Origin of the sequence: Streptomyces sp. HNM0574 (assembly GCF_012726235.1) — a bacterium.
GTDB lineage: Bacteria > Actinomycetota > Actinomycetes > Streptomycetales > Streptomycetaceae > Streptomyces.
On sequence record NZ_JAASAH010000005.1, the window covers coordinates 284,853 to 300,914 of the forward strand.

A 16,062-nucleotide genomic window follows, 5' to 3' on the forward strand; every position below is an offset into this window, starting at 1 on the left:
GGGGCGAGGGGGTACGGGTGAATCCGCAGCGGGCGGCTCGTGGTGCGGGCGGTGGACAGCGAAGGGCTTTAGGACGTGCGCCGAGGCTGCGGCGTCATCCCCGCACGCCGGGTGCGGAGCGTCGAGACGCGCCTGAGGCGGCGAGGCCCGACAGTCACCAGCGTCTTACCTCTTGGGGGACAGCGCTTACCGGGGTCGCTGCTGTGGCGGCCCTGCTCTTCACAGGGATCTCCAGCTATCAGGCGCAGAACCAGCTCCAGATCACGCAGGAGCGTCAGGAGCTCGACCGACAGGCCCAGACCGCCGACAGGTTCACCACGGCCATCTCTCAACTCGGCGACAAGAGCGTCGATGTACGGCTGGGCGGCATCTACGCACTGCAAGACATCATGAAGGACTCTCCCGGCGATCAGCCCGCGATCGTCAACGTGCTCTCTGCCTACATCCGCACCCACAGCAAGGCCCCAAAATCCCAGCCTTCACCGGAGAGCAAAGACGCGCTTACGGAAGAGGACGTCACCGCTGCGGCCGCCACGCTGGGAGCGCGCAAGCCCGAGCATGACGGGCAAGCAAAGGTGAACTTGGCTGGCACGCGCCTGCGCGATGCCGATCTGCGCGGCGTGGATCTGCGCGGGGCGAACGTGGAGGGGGCGGATCTGCGCGAGGCAGAGTATGAGGGCGTGCAGGGTGACCTGGACGGGGCGCGTAAGGACTGAGCTGCCTTGCGTTCCCGCCGCTGCGCGGCGTCGAGCGCGGTCGCAAGAGTGGGCAGCGCGTGCCACGCCCACACGCACCGGCCGTACCCGTCGCGCGGTACGGGCGCGGTGCCGTTCGGCCCGGTCGAGCACGTGACGGTCGGAGGCTCGTCGGGCCCGGTGTGCAGCAGCAGCTCGCCAGCGCACCGCGGGCATGGACGCTCGGGTACCGGCACGGTGCGCGCGTCGAGCCTGAGGGCGCGCAGTACACGACCCTCGGCGGCGAGGGCAACGCGGTGCGCCTCTTGCAGCAGGTGCTTGGGCAAGGGCCGGAACGAAGCCTCGTCGAGGGCGCCGTCGGGCTGCTGCTCGGGCTCGGTGTCCTCGTCCAGCACGCGCCCCTCGACGAACAGCGCGGCCCGGTGCAGCCCATGTACCCGTGAACCGGGGCTGGTTGGGCTGCGGTAGTTCCACCGTCGTGGCCCGTCGAGGTCGGCGCGCTGCACGGAGGCGAGGGCGCCGGGGCGCAGCATGTGCGCCGGCTGCCGCGGCGTGCCACCGCTCTGTCGCGGGCAGCAGCTCACGCACGGCGTGCTGGGATCGGTACGGATTCCGCAGGTGGCAAAGCACATCCAGCACTCATCGGCACCCCCTCGCGTGCGCTCCCAGGCCGCTGACTCTCCGCCCAGAACAGAGCTGCACCACTCGTTGCCATGGGCTGCGGCAGCCGCACTTGGCGCCGCCGTAGCCGGCCGAGGGCGAGCACGTCATGCAGCACCGTGCCGGAATCGCCGTCGCACCCGCCGCTGCGTCGGCCCTCGTCGATGTTCGCCAACGGCTGGCCCGGGTCGGTGTGTTGGTCAGGGCGCTGGGGGCTGTGCCGGGGGCGTGTGGGTGTTCTGGGGGACCTCGGAGAGGGCCTTTTTGATGATCACCTTGGAGAAGTAGCCGGAGGCGAAGGCGATGTTCATCAGCACGTACCAGAACTTCTCGGCGTCCGTCATGGTGATCAGGCCGTACTCGCTGAGGGCCTTCTTGCAGGGGACCTTCGCGAAGTAGGAAGCCGCGAACGCCAGGCATCCGAGGACGTACCAGAACGCCTCCGGGCCCGTCGTCCGTCCGTGCCCGAGAACCTGCTGTTCCATGGCTCCTCCGCAGGATCACGCTGCGCAGGCCCGGCATCCCGCAGCTGTCGGGTCCGTACTGCCAATGTCGCGCCGGAGGGAGGGGGCGGCAAGTGAGTCCGTGCGGAGGAGCACCCTGGAGCCCACGGGTCGGGCGGAGGCTGCGGGAAGGGGGTCTGACCTGGGCTTTCCTGGGAATTCCGAGAAGTTTTCCCCAGGGCTTGACACGTGGGCATAGCGGAGGAAACTGGGACTTACACCAGACAACCGGAGAGCCGCACCGTCGGCGGAGACGTTCGTCGGCAGGAGACGCTTAGCAGGCTCTGGCTAGGGCCCCGGAAGCCGACTCGTGGACCGGAACCTTGGCGACGACCAAGGCGGATGGGCGAGGCACAGACTTCCGGGGACTGCTCTGTCCGGGGATCCGTCGGGCGCGGTCGGGTCCCCGGTTCTGTGTGCCGGCGGCTTCCTCAGTTCCCCTGTTCGCGGTTGAACTCGCGTACGTGCTTCTCGTGTTGGGCGTACGTCGTCGAGAAGCGGGTGTCGCCGGGCTTGACGGTGACGAAGTAGAGCCAGTCGCCCTTCGGGGGGTTCGCGGCGGCGCGGAGGGCGTGTTCGCCGGGGTTGTTGACGGGGGTCGGGGGCAGGCCCTTGTGGCGGTAGGTGTTGTAGGGGCTGTCCAGGCGGGTGTCCGCGTGCGTGGTCGTGAGGGTGGAGCGGCCCAGCGCGTAGTTGATCGTGGAGTCGAACTCCAGGGGTTTGTGCTGGTCGAGGCGGTTGTCGATGACGCGCGCGACCTTGGCCATGTCCTCGGGGGTGTCCGCCTCCGCCTGCACGAGGCTGGCGACGACGACCGTCTCGTACGCGCCGGCGTGCGCGTCCGGGATGCGCTCCTTGGCGGTGTTCACCATGTAGGAGAGCAGGGAGGACGGGGTGGTGTTCCGGTCGACCGGATAGGTGGCCGGGAAGAGGTAGCCCTCGGGGTTGCCGTGCGCCTGGCGGGGGAGGCCCAGCGTGCCGTCGCGGGCGCCCTTCTTCGCGGCCTTCTTCGTCGTCCCGGCCGGTTCGCCGAGCGCCTTGTCGATCGCCGCGTACACCTGCGTCGCGCGGTGGCCCTCGGGGATCACGAGCGTCGCGGGGCGCTGTTCGCCGGACGGACGGATGATCAGCAGCACGGTGACGACCGCGGCGGCCACCAGGACGCAGAGCCCGGCGACCGTCAGCACCAGCCGTCGCTTCCTCCTGGGAGTCATACGGGCACGCTACGGCGCGGTCCTGTGCGGTGGGCAGGCGGTGCCCGCCGAGTGGAGCACGGGCGGGGTGAGCGGGCGGCCGTTGTCAGTGGCCGGGTGCAGGATGTGGTGATGGCGAGGACACGGGCGAACACGACGGGTACGGGCCGGGGTTCGGGTGCGACGGCGGGAGGCGCGATGGGCGGCGGGACGGCGGGGGTGCAGCGGCCGGAGATCGCGCTGCCCGCGCTGCGGCCGTACGACGGCTCGGGGCTGCGGCCCGGAGGGGACTACGACGGGCTGGAGTTCGCGGACACCGACCTCTCGGTCACGGACGCCGCGGGGGCGACGTTCATGGACTGCGGGATCTACCGGTGCTCGCTGGACTCGGCGCGCTGGGAGCGGGCGCGGCTGATCGACACGGTGGCCGAGGGTGTGTGGGGCGTGGGCACGGATCTCGGGGGCGCCGGGCTGCGGGACGTCGAGCTCGGGGACGTGCGGATGGGCGGTGTTCAGCTGCACGGGGGTCAGCTGGACCGGGTCCTGGTGCGCGGCGGGAAGATCGACTTCCTGAATCTGCGGCAGGCCGCGCTGAAGGACGTCGTCTTCGAGGGCTGCGTGCTCGTCGAGCCGGACTTCGCGGGAGCCGTGCTGGAGCGGGTGGCGTTCCCCGGATGCGTGCTGCGCGGCGTCGACTTCACGCAGGCGACGCTGACGGACGTGGATCTGCGGGACGTCGCGGAGCTGGACATCTCGGCCGGTGCGGGGCGGCTCTCCGGCGCGGTGATCCGCCCGGCGCAACTGATGGACCTGGCCCCGGTGTTCGCGGCGGAACTGGGCGTACGCGTGGTCGACGGCTGAGGGCCTGCGCCGGTGCCGGGCGTGCGGGGACGAGGGCCCCCGTACGCCCGGCGGGGCGGGTCAGATGCCGAACGGAGCCGCGTAGCGGACGGTGCCGCGGGGCAGCGGGTCGGCGTCGTCGAGGGTGAGCGCCATCGAGGCCTCGTCCGGGACGTCGATGCTCAGGCCGATGCCCGCGGCGGAGGCGGGGGTGAAGCCGAAGCGGGGGTAGTACTCGGGGTGCCCGAGGACGACGACGTGGTGCTCGCCGCGTTCGCGCGCGTAGTCGAGCGCGGTGCGGATGGCCGCCGAGCCGGCGCCGGTCCGCTGGTGTGCCGGGAGGACGGCGCAGGGCGCCAGGCACAGCGCCGGTGCCGCGTCGATGTGGCAGCGGGTCAGCAGGGCGTGGGCGACGGGGGCGCCGTGCTGGTCCGTGGCGACGACGGACAGGCCGTCGATCCAGGCCGCCGGGTCGGCGCGCAGGGCGTCGACGAGGTCGGCCTCCTCAGCCGTCGGGAAGGCGGCGAGGACGATCTCGCGGATGGCGGGGACGTCGGCGGCGGTCTCGGCGCGGGTGTGCCAGGTGTGCGTGCGTGATGCGGTCATGAGGGAGGTGAATCCGTTTCATGGTGGTGTTCGTGGAGGTCGCCCCGCGAGCTCACGCTCCCGGCGAGGGCGGTGCGGAAGAGATCAGGCCACGGCCCGGGACGTGAGGAGGAACCGGGTGCCGCTCGCGGCGGTGGCCATCTGCGCGGTCATCAACCTCACCTCCCTGAATCTGCTCTTCGGTACGCGTCGGACACGAACGCCGTTCACCGTAACACCGTCGCGGCGGGGCGCCGCCGCCCGCTTCAGACGCGGGGGTAGCGGCTGTGGAGGAGCCAGGTGGTGGGGTTGTCGGCGAGGCCGTCGTGCATGTCGGTGAGGTCGGCGAGGAGGTCGTGCAGGAAGTCGCGGGCCTCGCGGCGCAGGAGGGAGTGCTCGAAGGTGAGGGGCCGGGTGCCGGGGTCGTCCCAGTCGGCGCTGATGTCGACCCAGCCGAAGCGGCGCTCGAAGCGGAGGAGGTCGGTGGTCTCCGTCAGGTCCAGCTCGGCGCGGTGCGGGCCGGGGGAGCGGCTGCCGCGCGGGTCGCCGTCCAGCAGCTCGACGATGTCGCAGAGGGCCCAGGCGAAGTCGAGTACGGGCACCCATCCCCAGGCCGTGGACACCTCGCGGTCGGCCCTGGTGTCGGCGAGGTAGAAGTCGCCGCAGAAGAGGTCGTGACGCAGGGCCCGGACGTCCGCGGTGCGGTAGTCCGTCTGCGGGGGGTCGGGGAAGCGGCGGGAGAGGGAGTAGCCGATGTCGAGCACGGACAGATGGTGTCACGGGCCCGGGGACGGCCGGGGCCCGGCGTACGTGGTGCCGGGCCCCGAGCCGTGGGCGTCAGGAGGTGACGTCAGACGTTGACGCCGAAGTCCTGGGCGATGCCGACGAGGCCGGAGGCGTAGCCCTGGCCGACGGCGCGGAACTTCCACTCCGCGCCGTTGCGGTACAGCTCGCCGAAGACCATGGCGGTCTCGGTGGCGGCGTCCTCGCTCAGGTCGTAGCGGGCGATCTCGGACTGGTCGGCCTGGTTGATGATGCGGATGAAGGCGTTCCGCACCTGGCCGAAGTTCTGGCTGCGCGACTCGGCGTCGTAGATGGACACCGGGAAGACGATCTTGTCGATGTCCGCCGGCAGCGCGCTGAGGTTGACGTTGATCTGCTCGTCGTCGCCCTCGCCCTCGCCGGTGACGTTGTCGCCGGTGTGGACGATCGACTGGTCCGGCGTCGCCTTGTTGTTGAAGAAGACGAAGTGCTGGTCCGAGTAGACCTTGCTGCTCGGGTTGACCGCGATGGCGCTCGCGTCGAGGTCGAAGTCCGTGCCGGTGGTCGTGCGGACGTCCCAGCCGAGGCCGACCGTGACGGCCGTGAGGCCCGGCGCCTCCTTGGTGAGGGAGACGTTGCCGCCCTTGGACAGGCTTACAGCCATGGGGATGCCCTTCTGTCGAAGTACGTGGTGAGGTCGTTCTCCTCACCCTGCACAACGCGCCTGGGGCAAAGCCGGGTTCCACGTTTCGGACCTTGATTGCGTCGCGTGCTCCGGCGGACGTGCGACGCGGCGCGATCCGGCCACCTCGCGGGCCTGACGGGGCCGTTCCGCGGCGGAAATCCGGGTGACGGGGCCACCCGGGAGGCGGGATCATGGGACACATGTCCGGTCCCTATGTCATCCGCGGCTCGGTCTCCCTGCCGGAGTCCGAGCTCTCGTGGCGTTTCTCGCGCTCCTCGGGGCCGGGTGGGCAGCACGTCAACACCAGCGACAGCCGGGCCGAGCTCCGCTTCGACCTCGCCGCGACCCACGCGCTCCCCGAGGTGTGGAAGGAGCGCGCGCTGGAGCGGCTGGCCGGGCGGCTGACGGACGGGGTGCTGGTCGTACGGGCGAGTGAGCACCGGTCGCAGTGGCGGAACCGGGAGACGGCGGCCGTGCGGATGGCTTCGCTGCTCGCGGAGGCGACGGCTCCGCCGCCGCGGGCGCGGCGGAAGAAGAAGGTGTCGCGGGGGGCGAATGAGCGGCGGCTTCGGGCGAAGCAGCGGCAGGGGGAGTTGAAGCGGGGGCGGTCCGGGCGGGGGTGGGACTAGGGCTGCCGCCCTGCTCGGGGGCTTCGCTTCGCGGGGTGCGGCTGTTTGTGTGCTGCGGGGTGCGGGTGCGTCGTGGCTGGGCTTTTTGCGCAGTTCCCCGCGCCCCTTTTCGCGGGCCGGCCCCGCTTGGGAGGTCTGCGCCGAGGCGCAGGGCTGGCAAGCGCAGCGCGCTCACCCCGGCGCGGGGTGCTCATCGCCGTCACCGGACCACCCCGTACGCCGTGGCCGTTCGCGCAGTTCCCCGCGCCCCCAAGAAGCGCCGTTCCCCGCGCCCCCAGGAGGGCGCCGTTCCCCGCGCCCCTGGCGGGGCGCGCCCCTCAGCCCAAGGTGCGGTAGCGCCCCCGGTAGTACGTGAGGGGGCCCGTGTCGTCGGTGTGCTGGAGGGTGGTGGCGAGGACGTGGCCGATGACGAGGGTGTGGTCGCCGGCGGCGATCCGCTGCTCGGTGCGGCACTCGACGGCGGCGAGCGCGTCGTCCACGACGGGGGCGCCGGACGCCTGGCCGCGGGTGTGCGGGAGTTCGGTGAACAGGAGGCGGTCGCTGAGCCTGCCCTTCATCGCGAACCGGCCGGCGGTCTGGCGCTGCGCGTCGGTGAGGAGGGAGACCGCCCAGAGCGGCTGGCGCTCCAGGAGTTCGTCCATCCGGGAGCCGGTGCGGACGCTGACGAGGACGAGCGGCGGTTCGAGGGAGACGGAGAGGAAGGCGGTGGCGGTCATGCCGACGTCGGCGCCGCGCGGGCCGTCCTCCGGGTCGTAGGCCGTCACCAGCACCACGCCCGCCGCCAGTCGCGCCATCGCGGCGCGGAACTCGTCCTCGCTCACCCCACCAGCATGGGGCATCGGCGCGGGGGCGGCGGGGTCGGCGGCGGGGGAGGCCGTGGGGAGGGAAGGGACCGTCTGCTGCTGCACTGCTTGGGACACGTCAAGAACGCTAACGAACACCGGATGCCCCGTGCATCGGCCTCCCGCCCGAGCATGCGCCGCGCGGGGTCCTAGGACCTTCCGCCGGTGACGGGTGCGGTCCCACCTGGCCGGATTCGACGGCAATGGTCCCGCCGCGGTCCCGCCCCGTGCGAAGGTGATCACGTATTCAACAACCGGGCAGGTGTGGCAGGCTCCCACGCAGCGCGCTCAATACACCACACACGCTTGTGACTTGAGCCACATAATGCGGGAAATGTTGACCCTGTGTACCGAGTGAAGAGCTCGCTGTGATTCAGTGGCCGATGGCAGTTGGACAATGACGTCCCGCGAACACCTGGAGTTGACTCACGAGGCTCAGGGGAGGGCGATGGAAACCGAGTCGGAGCCCTATGTCCGCCTCGCCAGCCTGCGTCAGCTGCACCGCGTCGTGGCCGAGCTGAACACCGCGCGGAGCCTCGCCGACACCCTGCAGACCGTCGCGGACGGCGTCGTGTCCGGGCTCGGGTTCGGGATCGCGGCCGTCCACCTCGTACGCCAGGACGGCGATCTGGTCGTCGCGGCCGTCGCGGGCAGTGCCGGGGCCGAGGCGATGATGGCGGGCCGGGTGGGCGCGCGCGCCTCCTGGGAACGCCGCCTGTCGATGGGGGAGCGCTGGGGCGAGCTCTGCTTCATCCCGTACACCGAGGGCTGGGTGCTCGACGAGGACGACGTACCGCAGTGGAACCCCGCGGGCCCCGCACCGTCCCGGCCCGACGAGTGGCACCCGATGGACCGGCTCTTCGCCCCGCTGTACGCCTCCGACGACGAGCTCCTCGGCGTCCTCTCCGTCGACAAGCCGCGCAACGGCCGCCGCCCCGGCGCCTGGGGCCGCGAGGCGCTGCAGATGTACTGCTTCCAGGCGGCCATCGCGATCAGCAACGCCCGGCTCCGCTCGAACATGCAGCGCGCGCTGGTCCGGCTGGAGCGGGAGCAGTCGGCGCTGCGGGCCAGCGAGGAGAGCTTCCGGGTGGCGTTCGAGTACGCGCCGAGCGGCATGGCCGTCGCCGAGATGGGCGGCGACCAGCACGGGCGCCTGATACGTATCAACGACGCCCTGTGCCGGCTCCTCGGGCGGCCCGCCTCCGCGATGCGCCGCTACTCCTTCTCGGACCTCGTCCACCCCTCCGACATCGGCACCCTGCTGCGCACCTCGGCCGAGGGCGGGCGGGCCGAGCTCCGGCTGGCGCGGCGGGACGGCTCCTACGTCTGGGTCTCGCTGCGCAACTCCGTCGTCGCCGACGCGGCCGACGGCCCCCGCTTCCTCCTCACCCACGTCGAGGACATCGAGGAGCGCAAGCGGCACGAACTCCAGCTGGCCCACCGCGCCAGCCACGACTCCCTCACCGGCCTCCCCAACAGCGCCGAGCTGCGCGCGCGGCTCAACGCCCGCCTCTGCCCGCACCCGGAACCGCAGGTCGCGGGCGTCCCGGGCGGGTACGGGACGGGCTACGACGGGGCCCCGCGCGAGGCGGCCGGGTACGGCAACGGCACCGCGTACGGGACGGGCCTCGGGCACGGCGGCAACGGCTACGGGTTCAGCCCGGACAGCCTGGACACCCTCGACAGCTTCGGCGGGCTCGGCGGCCTCGGCGGCGGCCCGGGCGGCGCGGCCGCGGGCGCCGAGTACGTGCCGCCGGACCCGCACCATGTGCACGCGGTGCCGCCCGACCCGGAGCGGGAGGGCGAGAAGGGGCTCGCGGTGCTCTTCTGCGACCTCGACGGCTTCAAGTCGATCAACGACAGGTTCGGCCACCACTGCGGCGACGCCGTCCTGATCGAGGTCGCGCGGCGGCTGTCCGGCGGGGTGCGGGACAACGACACCGTGGCCCGTATGGGCGGCGACGAGTTCGTCGTCCTCGCGGACGGACTCGGCCCGGCGGACGCCCAGGATCTGGCCGTCCGGCTGCGGAACGCGATCATCCCGCCGATCCGGGTGGACAACCGCGCGGTGCGGGTGGGCGCCAGTTTCGGCATCGGCTGGGCGGGCTGCGGGATGACCGCCGAGGAGGTCCTGCAATCCGCCGACCAGCGCATGTACGTGGAGAAGCGCTCGCGCGCGAAGAGTCAGCGGCGCGCGGGCTGAGCGGGCCGGCGAGGACGCGTACGCGCCCCGTGTGCACGGCTTCACGCCGTGTCCGCCGCTGCTCCATCCGGCGTTGCCCGGTGCCTCATTCCGGAGAGGTAGGCTCAGCCGGATACCTGACGCAGTAGGGAGTGAAAGGGATGACCGCCGAGAACCGCGGCACGGCCCCCGAGGGCGACGATCCGTTCGCCCACCTGTACCGCCAGGAAGGCGGCGGCCCGGCGGCTTCGCAGCCCGGCGTCCCTCGGCGTTCGTACAACCAGGTCCGCACCGTCGGTGAGCGCCAGTACGGTGGTCAGCAGGCGCACTCCACGGCCGGCTACCCCACGGCGGGGCAGTCGAGCGCGCACTACGCGGCGCCCGAGACGGTGCCCGGCGGCCGGGCCGCGGCCCGGCAGGCGCAGGGCGGTCACGGCGGCGCGGCCCGCGGCCGGCGCGGGAACGGGCTGCTGATCGGGGCGATAGCCGTCGTCGCGGCGGTCGTCGTGGGGATCGGTTCCGCGGTCTTCTTCAACAGCGACGACGGCAACGCGGCGGGCACCGACCAGGCCGGATCCGGCAGTTCCGCGGGCGCCGGTGACGCCGGCGCGGGCGGCGGCGAGCAGGAGCCGGGCGACGGCGAGAAGCAGCAGGCCAAGCAGCAGGACCTGCCCAAGCAGGACGCGGCGACGCTCCGGCTCGACGGCGGCACCAGCGTCGCCAAGGACGTGAAGGGCGCCCAGGGCAAGGGCGGCACCTACGTCGCGGGGCTGAACGCCGTCGGCGCCAAGGTGACGTGGAACGTCAAGGCGCCCGAGGCGGGCAAGTACAAGCTGAAGGTGCGCTACGGCATCCCCGGCGAGGACGCGAACGCCACCCTCGTCGTGAACGGGCAGGCCAACCCGCAGCCGCTCGGCATGAAGAACTTCATCGGCTCCCCGAAGGGCGACTGGGAGAAGGGCTGGCAGACCACCTGGGCCCCCGTCACCCTCGACAAGGGCGCGAACAACATCGCGCTGGTGTGCGGCCACGGCAACAAGTGCAACGCCAACCTCGACCAGCTGTGGCTGGCCCCGGCCGGCGGCGCGTAACTCCCCGTTGCCCAGGGCCCGTTCAGCGTGCGGCGGGCTGCTGGGTGACCCGGACCTTCGGGAGCAGGTCCGCGTAGGCGCCGGCGGAGAACTCGCCCGCCACGGGCGCGCCGACCGTCGCCGCCGAGAGCGCCACGGCCCGCGCGATCCGCTGCGGCCAGGGCAGTCCCTCGACCAGGCCGGAGAGCAGCCCGGCGACGGCGGAGTCGCCCGCACCGGTCGGGTTGCCCGGGACGCGCTCGGGCGGCGCCGCGTGCCAGACCCCGTCCCGGGTGACGACGAGCAGGCCCTCGCTGCCGAGCGAGGCGGCGACCTCGCGGGCCCCGCGCCGCTGCGCGCCCCGCGCGGCCCGCAGCGGTTCGGTGGTGCCGGTGATCCCGGCCAGTTCCCTGGCGTTGGGCTTGACGAGGCAGGGGCGCGCGGCGAGGCCGCGGCGCAGCGGCTCGCCGCTGGTGTCCAGCAGCACGGGCAGGTCCGACGCCCGTGCCTCCCGGACGAGTTGGGCGTACGCGCCGACCGGCACCCCGGGCGGGAGGCTGCCGCACAGGGCGACGGCGCGGAGTCCGGGGGTGCGCAGCAGCGCGGTGAAGGTGTCGCCGAAGGCGGCCCACTCGGCGGCGCCGATGTGCGGCCCCGGCTCGTTGAACTGCGTGGTGTCGCCCGTCGACGCGTCGACGACGGCGACGGTGCGGCGGGTGTCGCCCGCGACGGTCACGAAGGCGTCGGTGACGCGGCCGCCGTCCGCCGTCGCGGCCAGGCCCGCGCGCAGCGCCTCACCGCTGCTGCCGCCGGTGAAGCCGGTGACGGTCACCTCGTGGCCGAGCGCCGCCAGCACCCGGGCCACGTTCACGCCCTTGCCGCCGGGCCGCTGCGTCACCTCGCGCACCCGGTGCGATCCGTGCACCTCCAGGCGCGGCACCCCGTAGGTGAGATCGAGCGCGGTGTTGAGCGTGACCGTCAGGATCACCGGCAGGCACCCCCAGCGGACGTGTGGCGGACGGAAGCGGACAGCAGGGGAACGCCCCGTTCCAAGGGCGAGCGCGCGAGCGATCATGCCATTGCCGCCGTGCGGGTGCGACCCCCGGTTCCGGCCGTTCCCCGGCGGGAGTTGGCCGGGAGCGGTCGCGTCCCGACGGGTACCCCGGCCGCTCCCCGGCCGGTTCAGCCCAGCGGCGGGGTGACGATCCATTCGCCGTGCCGCATGACGCCCGTCAGCCGGAACTCCCCGTCCAGGACGACGAGATCGGCCGTCTTGCCCGGCTCCAGCGAGCCCACCCGGTCGGCGACGCCGAGCAGCCGGGCCGGGTTGGCGCACAGCGCCCGCACCGCGTCCAGGGGGGAGAGCCGGTCGACGGTCACCGCGCGGCGGAACGCCTCGTCCAGGGTCAGCGTCGAGCCCGCGATGGAGCCGCTGTCGACGACCCGCGCGACGCCGTCGATCACCTCGACCTCCAGCGGGCCCAGCGGGTAGCGGCCGTCGCCCATGCCGGCGGCGCCCATCGCGTCGGTGATGAACGCGACCCGGTCGGCGCCGGCGCTGCCGAACGCCAGCTCCAGGACGGCCGGGTGGAGGTGGGTGCCGTCGTTGATCAGCTCGATGGTGACCCGTTCGTCCTCCAGCAGCGCGGCGATCGGGCCGGGGGTGCGGTGGTTGAGCGGCGGCATGGCGTTGAACAGGTGGGTGGCGACGGTGGCGCCGGCCTCGACGGCCTCCAGCGTCGCGTCGTAGGTGGCGTCCGTGTGGCCGACGGCGGCGAGGACGCCGTGCTCGGCGAGCAGCGCCACCGACTCCAGCCCGCCCGGGAGTTCGGGCGCGAGGGTCACCATGCGCGCGGTGCCGCGGGCCGCGTCGAGCAGCTTGCGCACGTCGGCCGGGTGCGGGTCGCGCAGCAGCTGGGGGTCGTGGGCGCCGCAGCGGTTGTGGGCGATGAAGGGGCCCTCGAAGTGGACGCCCGCGAGGTCGCCCTGCTCGACGAGTTCGCTGAGCGCGCCGGCCTGGCGGGCGAGGTCGTCGAGCTCGCCGGTGACGGTGGAGGCGACCATCGTCGTGGTGCCGTGCGCCCGGTGGGTGCCGATGACCGCGAGCGACTCCTCGGCGGTGCCGGCGGAGAAGGAGGCGCCACCGCCGCCGTGCACGTGCATGTCGACGAAGCCGGGGACGATCCAGTGTCCGCCGAGGTCCAGCGCGCCGGCCTCCCCTTCGGGGCCCGGACTCGCCGCCGTACCGGGCCCGTTCACCGGTGCGGGGTCCACCCCGGTGATCGTGCGGCCCTCGACGGTCAGCCGTCCGCCGTCCACCACGCCGTCCGGCAGCACCATCCGGGCCCCGGTCAGCACCTTGCGCTCGCTCATCGGCTCGTCACCTCCGCGGAGAGAAGATCCCGGGCGAGAAGTCCAGCGCCCAGGCATCCCGCGGCGTCCCCGAGGGCCGCGGGCACGATTGTGGGGAGTTGCTGAAAGCTGACCCGCTCGCGCAGCGCCGCGCGCAGCGGCACGAACAGCGCGTCGCCGGCCTCGGCCAGCCCTCCGCCGATGATCAGCGTGCGCGGGTCGAGCAGGGTGAGCGCGAGGAGGAGGCCGTCGGCGAGCGCGTCGACGGCGTCCTGCCAGACGGCGGCGGCGCGCGGGTCGCCCGCGGTGACCGCCGCGGCCGCGTCGGCCGCGCTCGCCTCCGGGTCGCCGCAGACGGCGGCCCAGGCGCGGCCGACCGCGGCGGCGGAGGCGAACAGTTCCAGGCAGCCGCGCTGGCCGCAGCCGCAGCGCGGGCCCTCGGGGCGGACGGGGAGGTGGCCGATCTCGCCCGCGCCGCCGTGCGCGCCGGGCTCGACGCGTCCTCCGATGCCGATGGCCCCGGCGATGCCGGTGCCGACGGGGACGAAGAGGAACCGGTCGGTCCCCTCGCCCGCGCCGATCCGCCCCTCCGCGAGCCCGCCGGTGCGCACGTCGTGCCCGAGCGCGACGGGGACGCCGCCGAGCCGCTCCGCGAGCAGCGCCCGCAGCGGTACGTCCCGCCAGCCGAGGTTCGCCGCGAACAGGGCGGTGCCGGTGCGCTCGTCGATGATGCCGGGGACGGCGAGGCCGACGGCGGCCGGTCCGGTGCCGTACCGCGCGGTGCCGAGGGCCGCGAGGTGCGCGGCGAAGTCGAGGACGGCCTCGACGACGGCCCCGGGTCCGCGCTCGGCGCCGGTCGGGCGGCGCTCCTCGTGCAGCAGCTCCGGGCGGGGCGAGGCGGCGTCGACGAGCGCCGCCTTCATGCCGGTGCCGCCGACGTCGAGGGCGAGGACGTACGCCGTGCCGCCGGTGTCGGCCGCGACGCGTGGTGCGGGCGGCGGGCAGGGTCCGGTGACGGTCCGTGCCGCGTCGGCGGGCGCCTGTGCGCGTGCCCGCGGCCCGGCCGCCGTGTGCTCTTCCGCGTTCTCCCGAGGACTCACACCGCCCAGTCTCCCGCGAGATCGCACAACAGGTCTAGTCCACTCGCCACACCTGTCACACGTACCGGGCACCGGCCCGCGGGTGTCCTGGGGGTTTCGGCAGGGTTTCCGCCGCCTGACCGGAATGCGGAGGAAGGCCGGGGCGGTCGGCTGACCTGCGCCGTTGACCGGTGAGAGAGGGGTGGGCGATTAGTGATGCCGAAGTGAGATGTGGTGTGGTGTAGACCTTGGGGAGCTCTCGGTGAAGACTCCCTCCCCGGCACGACCGGCCGGGGCCACGCCCGCCCGAGCCAGGAGCGGGGCCGGTGGTGAGCGGGACACAGTGGCCATCGAGGCTTTGTGAAGGGGTAGTTGAGGTGGAGCGTCGGCGGTTCTTGGGACTGGCCGCAACCGGGGTCGCGGCGGGAGCCGTCGGCGTCACGGCTGCCGGATGCAGCGGGCCGGGGTCGGACTCGGTCACCCTCAAACTGGTCGCGGCCGACTACGGCGACCCGAGCGGCGACAACTCCTCCCAGGAGTACTGGGAGGACCTCGTCCGCGCCTTCACCAAGAAGTACCCGGACATATCCGTCGACATCACCGTCCACAGCTGGAACGACGTCGACCGGAAGGTCGCCGAGATGGTCAAGGACGGTGACCCGCCGGACCTCGCCCAGATCGGCGCGTACGCCAACTACGCCAACGAGGGCGAGCTCTACAGCGCCAGCGACCTGCTCTCCATCCCCGTCCAGGCCGACTTCGTGCCGGGCCTCGCGGACGCGGGCGCCGTCACCCGCGTCCAGTACGGGATGCCGTTCGTCTCCAGCACGCGGCTGCTCTTCTTCAACAAGACCCTCTTCACCGAGGCCGGGCTCGATCCCGAGGCCCCGCCGGAGAGCTGGAAGGAACTGAAGAAGGCGGCGTCCGCGCTGAAGTCCGCCGGGGTGAAGATCCCGTACGGGCTGCCGCTGGGCCCCGAGGAGGCGCCCGCCGAGACGCTGATGTGGATGCTCACCGGCGGCGGCGGATACACCGACAAGGTCGGTCACTACACGATCGACTCGGCCGCGAACGTCCGCACCTTCACCTTCCTCCGCGACGAACTCGTCGGCGCCGGGCTCACCAACCCCGACCCCGGCGCCACCGACCGGCAGGACCTCTTCGACGCGTTCAGCCGCGGCGAGGTCGGCATGCTCAACGGCCACCCCACCCTGATCCAGCAGATCGCCCGCGGTGACGTGGACTACGGGACGGCCGTGGTGCCCGGCGTCGACGGCCCGTCCGAGGCGACGCTCGGCGTGGCCGACTGGATGATGGCCTTCAGCCACAACGGCCGCAAGAAGGAGCTCGGCACCTTCCTCGACTTCGTCTACGCGGAGAAGCAGCACTACGCCCTCGTCGACCGCTACGACCTGCTGCCCGTCACCACCGCGGCCCGCGAGCGGATGCGCCGCGACCCCGAGCACAAGCAGCTGTGGCGCTTCCTCGACCAGCTCTCCGAGGCCGAGTACTACCCCGACGGCAAGGTCTCCTGGGCGCACGTCAGCGCCGCCGTCAAGGAGCGGATCGGCTCGGCCGTCGAGAAGGGCGGCAACCCGAAGAACGTGCTCAGCAGCCTCCAGCGGCTGGCCGAGACGGAGGAGTCCTCGGCGCGCAGCTGACGCACGCCGGGGCCGCCGGTCACCGGGGCGCGCTACGTTGGACGATATGACCGGGGACGAGGACGAGAGCGGCGCGGCCGGCCTGTCGGCGCGCGATCTCGCGGTGCTGGCCTTCGAACGGAGCGGCCGGGCGGCCGGCGCCGGGGCCAAGGAGCGCGCGATCCGCGAGGAGCTGGGCATGTCCCCGACGCGCTACTACCAGCTGCTGAACGCCCTCCTCGACGATCCGCGCGCCCTCCGCCACGACCCCGTCACCGTCAACCGCCTGCGCCGCACCAGGGAGATCCGCCGGGCCCGGCGCTGAGCCGCCCCGGCGGCGGTATC

General features: G+C 73.0%; 17 protein-coding genes. 8 read left to right on the top strand and 9 right to left on the bottom strand.

Annotation, left to right across the window (positions count from 1 at the left end; all coding sequences use genetic code 11):
* Positions 1–203 precede the first annotated feature (203 nt).
* Positions 204–716: a pentapeptide repeat-containing protein gene (locus tag HCC30_RS12385; protein ID WP_169442501.1), complete on the top strand. Its 513-nt coding sequence runs from the start codon at positions 204–206 to the stop codon at positions 714–716.
* A gap of 161 nt (positions 717–877) precedes the next feature.
* Complete coding sequence (locus HCC30_RS12390; protein WP_169442502.1) at positions 878–1,138, top strand: hypothetical protein; 261 nt, start codon at positions 878–880, stop codon at positions 1,136–1,138.
* 417 nt (positions 1,139–1,555) lie between these two features.
* On the opposite strand, the gene HCC30_RS12395 is transcribed toward HCC30_RS12390, so the two are convergent.
* Positions 1,556–1,840 (bottom strand): hypothetical protein, encoded by a 285-nt coding sequence (locus HCC30_RS12395; protein WP_169442503.1) that lies wholly within the window; start codon positions 1,838–1,840, stop codon positions 1,556–1,558.
* A gap of 449 nt (positions 1,841–2,289) precedes the next feature.
* Positions 2,290–3,072 carry an endolytic transglycosylase MltG gene (gene mltG, locus HCC30_RS12400; RefSeq protein WP_169442504.1) on the bottom strand — a complete coding sequence of 261 codons (783 nt, stop codon included), beginning with the start codon at positions 3,070–3,072 and terminating at the stop codon, positions 2,290–2,292.
* A gap of 177 nt (positions 3,073–3,249) precedes the next feature.
* On the opposite strand from mltG, the gene HCC30_RS12405 reads away from it, so the two are divergent.
* Positions 3,250–3,912 (top strand): pentapeptide repeat-containing protein, encoded by a 663-nt coding sequence (locus HCC30_RS12405; protein WP_240979541.1) that lies wholly within the window; start codon positions 3,250–3,252, stop codon positions 3,910–3,912.
* Positions 3,913–3,972: 60 nt separating this feature from the next.
* Here the strand turns inward: HCC30_RS12405 and HCC30_RS12410 are convergent, their stop codons facing one another.
* The 3 genes from HCC30_RS12410 to HCC30_RS12420 all read right to left on the bottom strand — a co-directional run bounded on the left by HCC30_RS12410 (position 3,973) and on the right by HCC30_RS12420 (position 5,902).
* Positions 3,973–4,497 (bottom strand): N-acetyltransferase, encoded by a 525-nt coding sequence (locus HCC30_RS12410; RefSeq protein WP_169442506.1) that lies wholly within the window; start codon positions 4,495–4,497, stop codon positions 3,973–3,975.
* A 245-nt stretch (positions 4,498–4,742) separates the two neighbouring features.
* Positions 4,743–5,240, bottom strand: a complete 498-nt coding sequence (locus HCC30_RS12415) for a hypothetical protein (RefSeq protein WP_169442507.1) — start codon at positions 5,238–5,240, stop codon at positions 4,743–4,745.
* Positions 5,241–5,326: 86 nt separating this feature from the next.
* Positions 5,327–5,902, bottom strand: coding sequence for a TerD family protein (locus tag HCC30_RS12420; protein WP_169442508.1), 576 nt, complete (start codon positions 5,900–5,902; stop codon positions 5,327–5,329).
* A gap of 212 nt (positions 5,903–6,114) precedes the next feature.
* Here HCC30_RS12420 and arfB point away from each other — a divergent pair, with 212 nt between their 5' ends.
* Positions 6,115–6,552: an alternative ribosome rescue aminoacyl-tRNA hydrolase ArfB gene (gene arfB, locus HCC30_RS12425; protein ID WP_169442509.1), complete on the top strand. Its 438-nt coding sequence runs from the start codon at positions 6,115–6,117 to the stop codon at positions 6,550–6,552.
* A 317-nt stretch (positions 6,553–6,869) separates the two neighbouring features.
* Here arfB and HCC30_RS12430 read toward each other — a convergent pair whose 3' ends face one another.
* A complete protein-coding gene (locus HCC30_RS12430; RefSeq protein WP_169442588.1) occupies positions 6,870–7,391 on the bottom strand; it encodes a flavin reductase family protein in 522 nt (173 codons plus the stop codon).
* 451 nt (positions 7,392–7,842) lie between these two features.
* On the opposite strand from HCC30_RS12430, the gene cdgB reads away from it, so the two are divergent.
* Complete coding sequence (gene cdgB / locus HCC30_RS12435; RefSeq protein ID WP_169442510.1) at positions 7,843–9,597, top strand: diguanylate cyclase CdgB; 1,755 nt, start codon at positions 7,843–7,845, stop codon at positions 9,595–9,597.
* A 140-nt stretch (positions 9,598–9,737) separates the two neighbouring features.
* Positions 9,738–10,667, top strand: coding sequence for a CBM35 domain-containing protein (locus HCC30_RS12440; RefSeq protein ID WP_169442511.1), 930 nt, complete (start codon positions 9,738–9,740; stop codon positions 10,665–10,667).
* A gap of 22 nt (positions 10,668–10,689) precedes the next feature.
* On the opposite strand, the gene HCC30_RS12445 is transcribed toward HCC30_RS12440, so the two are convergent.
* The 3 genes from HCC30_RS12445 to HCC30_RS12455 all read right to left on the bottom strand — a co-directional run bounded on the left by HCC30_RS12445 (position 10,690) and on the right by HCC30_RS12455 (position 14,098).
* Complete coding sequence (locus HCC30_RS12445; protein ID WP_169442512.1) at positions 10,690–11,634, bottom strand: 1-phosphofructokinase family hexose kinase; 945 nt, start codon at positions 11,632–11,634, stop codon at positions 10,690–10,692.
* A 194-nt stretch (positions 11,635–11,828) separates the two neighbouring features.
* Positions 11,829–13,019 carry an N-acetylglucosamine-6-phosphate deacetylase gene (nagA, locus tag HCC30_RS12450; RefSeq protein ID WP_169442513.1) on the bottom strand — a complete coding sequence of 397 codons (1,191 nt, stop codon included), beginning with the start codon at positions 13,017–13,019 and terminating at the stop codon, positions 11,829–11,831.
* The gene (locus HCC30_RS12455; RefSeq protein WP_346776600.1) at positions 13,016–14,098 is read right to left on the bottom strand and encodes an ROK family protein; all 1,083 of its coding nucleotides are present in this window, start codon (positions 14,096–14,098) and stop codon (positions 13,016–13,018) included. The genes nagA and HCC30_RS12455 overlap by 4 nt, the downstream gene beginning before the upstream one ends.
* Before the next feature lie 374 nt (positions 14,099–14,472).
* Here HCC30_RS12455 and HCC30_RS12460 point away from each other — a divergent pair, with 374 nt between their 5' ends.
* Positions 14,473–15,738 (top strand): extracellular solute-binding protein, encoded by a 1,266-nt coding sequence (locus tag HCC30_RS12460; RefSeq protein ID WP_240979516.1) that lies wholly within the window; start codon positions 14,473–14,475, stop codon positions 15,736–15,738.
* Positions 15,739–15,784: 46 nt separating this feature from the next.
* On the top strand, positions 15,785–16,042 hold the full coding sequence (locus HCC30_RS12465; RefSeq protein WP_169442515.1) for a DUF3263 domain-containing protein: 258 nt from the start codon (positions 15,785–15,787) through the stop codon (positions 16,040–16,042).
* Positions 16,043–16,062 lie beyond the last annotated feature (20 nt).